Source organism: Seonamhaeicola sediminis (assembly GCF_004358095.2).
GTDB lineage: Bacteria > Bacteroidota > Bacteroidia > Flavobacteriales > Flavobacteriaceae > Seonamhaeicola > Seonamhaeicola sediminis.
Map to the genome: position 1 here is coordinate 1 of NZ_SMZJ02000032.1, position 3,562 is coordinate 3,562.

Sequence of the window (3,562 nt, forward strand, 5' to 3'; positions counted from 1 at the left end):
AGTGTATTTTCCAACTTCGTTTGTGAATGTCGATGCCAATGTATAACTTTGGTTGAGCAGTTTGTTCAGTTTTCATATCTTAATCGTTTTAGTGAACTTTAAAGATACTGACTTACTGCTTTTTCATGGATGCTAAAAAAAATTGCTAGTTTTACCTAAACCAATGTTAGTTGCTCGTTTGCTAGCTTCTGATTTTCCTTCGGAAAATCCTCGCATACAAACACGCAACGTTCCTTACACAAACACGTTAGGCAACATTTGGAAAAAACAAAATTTATACTTACTTTTGACGTTAGTAACGTAAAATAAGACTATGATTATTTCATTTGGCTCAAAAGAAACCGAACAGATTTGGAACGGAATCCGAGTCAAAAAAATGCCGATTGAAATTCAGAACGTTGGACGTCGGAAATTGAGAATGCTGAACAACTCGCAAGATATTATGGACTTGAGAATTCCGCCATCAAACCGACTTGAAAAACTGACTGGTAATTTAAAGGACTTTTACAGTATCCGAATTAATAAACAATGGCGAATCATTTTCAAATGGAACAATGGAAACGCAAGTGAAGTAGAAATAACTGATTATCATTAAAAAAGAATAAAATGGAAAAGTTGGAAAATGTACACCCTGGAGAAGTTTTGAATTTTGAATTTCTTGAACCACTCGAAATTTCAGCTTACCGACTTTCAAAAGACCTGAAAATACCTCAAACAAGGATTTCGGAAATTATTAAAGGCAGACGCAGAATTACGGCGGACACGGCTTTGCGGTTGAGTAAATATTTTGGAAATTCAGCCAAATTTTGGCTCGGACTTCAAGACGATTATGATATTGAAGAGGAACGTGACGAAAAAAAAGCAGAATTGGACGAAATAAAAAAGTATGAAAATAAAAACGTTGCCTAACATTGGCTATAAGTAATTGCTTGTTCTCGCTTACTTCTGAAAATCCTCGCGGATTTTCAGTTTGGTGTGTACTTGCAAAGTTAACCGCTAACCCACGCAACTACTCATAGCCGTAGCCGATGATAGCACATTCGCCAAAGGCGAACTTTAATCTGCGCTGCTTCGCAGACAATGCATCTTAAAGCATGTGCTATCATCTGCAGGGTTAAACCAAATTACTACTAAAACCTATCCTAAAAATATCGCCTTCTGCGGGCTTCGAGCCAAAACGTGCGACATCGTCGGNCTTCTCGAATTCCCAAGCCAATAAATTCTACAATTTACGCTTCGCTTTCGCGAAGCTAATTGACAATCAATAATTAGAGAGTATATGGAAGTCCTTTTCTCTAATTATTGCTCAAGAATTTATTATCTTTTCATTCTCTAAGCAGAACTACGTTTAACCCTGCAGTTGTGCTTCATTATGACAAACTGCTAACCAATGATAAAATTCTTTAGAAAAATTAGACAAAATTTACTCTCTGAAAATAAATTCAGTAAATACCTTATTTATGCCATTGGAGAAATTGTACTTGTCGTTATTGGAATTTTAATTGCACTCTGGATAAATAATTGGAATCAAAACAGAATAAATAAATCACGTATAAATGGTTACTTATCAAGTATTATTACTGACTTGAAATCAGATATTGTTGAATATGAACGTGTAATTATGAGCTATGAAATTGGGATAGAAAATAATAGTCGGATTTTGATAAATGATAATTATCAACAACTGGAAGTTGACTCAATTGCTAATCTAATTTTAGGCTTTTGGAATGCTAACAGAATTTCAAGTCAAACTTTTCAAAAAATTCAAAGCATTGGACTGCAAGAAACACTTGGTACACCTGAAATTGAAAAAGCGGTTAACGATTATTATAACATTTATATATCGCAATACAATTATCTTATAAATTGGGACAAAGAACTAACTGATAGAGACAATTTATTTTGGAATTATAACGACAAGTTTGAAACTGGATTAGATAGGAGACTTGAATTATCTTCAATACCCTATCAAAGCACAAATGAAAAGAGAAAAGAAGAGTTGATTAAGCTAACCGAATCTACTTTAGGCAGGAATTATCTAAAAAATGCGGTCACAAGAGATAAGTATGGAATTATTACAGTTAGTAAGAATAAATCAATAGCCGAAAACCTGATAGAGTTGATAGAAAAAGAAATTAAAAAATAACGAAAGCACAACAATGGCTATAAGTAATTGCTAGTTCTCGCCTACTTCTGAAAATCCTCGCGGATTTTCAGTTTGGTGTGTATTTGCAAAGTTAAATGCTAAATCACGCAACTACTCATAGCCGAGGCCGATGATAGCACATTCGCCAAAGGCGAACTTTAATCTGCGCTGCTTCGCAGACAATGCATCTTAAAGCATGTGCTATCATCTGCAGGGTTAAACCAAATTACTACTAAAACCTATCCTAAAAATATCGCCTTCTGCGGGCTTCGAGCCAAAACGTGCGACATCGTCGGTNGCTTCTCGAATTCCCAAGCCAATAAATTCTACAATTTACGCTTCGCTTTCGCGAAGCTAATTGACAATCAATAATTAGAGAGTATATGGAAGTCCTTTTCTCTAATTATTGCTCAAGAATTTATTATCTTTTCATTCTCTAAGCAGAACTACGTTTAACCCTGCAGTTGTACAACATTTAAAAACGACCTTAATTAATGAAAGACAGATATGAAAATAAACAAGAAGATTCAATAGCGATACGATTAATAGAGGACAGAAAAATCGATAATTTAAATCAACTTGAAAATCTTTTTTCAGAAGAATTATTACCATTAAGAGAAAGGTATGTTTTTTACTTCATTGGCATTAAACACAGTCTAAATCCTGAATTAAAGGAATTTTGGAATACCGACAATTGTCCATATCGTTTTTGGAACCTTAAATCTGACTGGTGGGAAAGATATTTACAGTATTATCGTCCTATGAAATTGAAATTGCGCAAAGAATTGAATCCAGAATTACAGAAACCAGAATATCCAGAAGTTGAAAAGGCAATTCAGGGAGATGAATTACATAAATTATTCTTGAAAACTGGATATAACTACAAAAAAGAAATGGATAGTTATATGGACAAATGGATGCTAACGGATTGGAGTAACCCTAATGCAAAAGGAAATTCAATAAATCTAAAATCACCAATCAATATTTGGGACGAATTAAAAGATATCGACAGGGAATTTGATACCTATGAATTAAAAATTGTTCCTAATAAAAGACATGTAGAATCTCAATGGTGTCCAGCTTGTCATGAATCACCATGCATGTGTAGCGACCCTTTTTAATAAAAAACGTTGTACAACAATGTGTATAATTCATTGCTAGTAAAGGCTTACTTACGAAAGTCCTCGCGGACTTTCTATCTGTGATTTATTTGCTAACTTTAGTGCTTAAACACGCAACGAAATCATACACTAGACCGTTAGCGGTAATTAGATAAAACGTACTTTCCTGAAATAGGTTGACTAAAAATTAAACCTTTTAGCACTATACCTAATGAAAGACAAAAAACAACCCTGCCGAAAAACTTCCTACAAAAAAGTAGGTTTCGACTTAAAGCTTTTGATCATCGATCAAGTC

At 34.1% G+C, this 3,562-nt stretch carries 4 protein-coding genes; all 4 read left to right on the forward strand.

Going from position 1 to position 3,562, the window contains the following annotated elements; all coding sequences use genetic code 11:
• Nucleotides 1-313 precede the first annotated feature (313 nt).
• The 4 genes from E1J38_RS14955 to E1J38_RS14970 all read left to right on the forward strand — a co-directional run bounded on the left by E1J38_RS14955 (nucleotide 314) and on the right by E1J38_RS14970 (nucleotide 3,267).
• On the forward strand, nucleotides 314-595 hold the full coding sequence (locus tag E1J38_RS14955) for a type II toxin-antitoxin system RelE/ParE family toxin (protein WP_133357617.1): 282 nt from the start codon (nucleotides 314-316) through the stop codon (nucleotides 593-595).
• Between the two features lie 11 nt (nucleotides 596-606).
• Nucleotides 607-909, forward strand: coding sequence for a HigA family addiction module antitoxin (locus E1J38_RS14960; RefSeq protein WP_133357616.1), 303 nt, complete (start codon nucleotides 607-609; stop codon nucleotides 907-909).
• A 481-nt stretch (nucleotides 910-1,390) separates the two neighbouring features.
• Nucleotides 1,391-2,146: a DUF6090 family protein gene (locus tag E1J38_RS14965; protein WP_133357615.1), complete on the forward strand. Its 756-nt coding sequence runs from the start codon at nucleotides 1,391-1,393 to the stop codon at nucleotides 2,144-2,146.
• Nucleotides 2,147-2,640: 494 nt separating this feature from the next.
• A complete protein-coding gene (locus E1J38_RS14970; RefSeq protein WP_133357614.1) occupies nucleotides 2,641-3,267 on the forward strand; it encodes a hypothetical protein in 627 nt (208 codons plus the stop codon).
• Nucleotides 3,268-3,562: the final 295 nt, after the last annotated feature.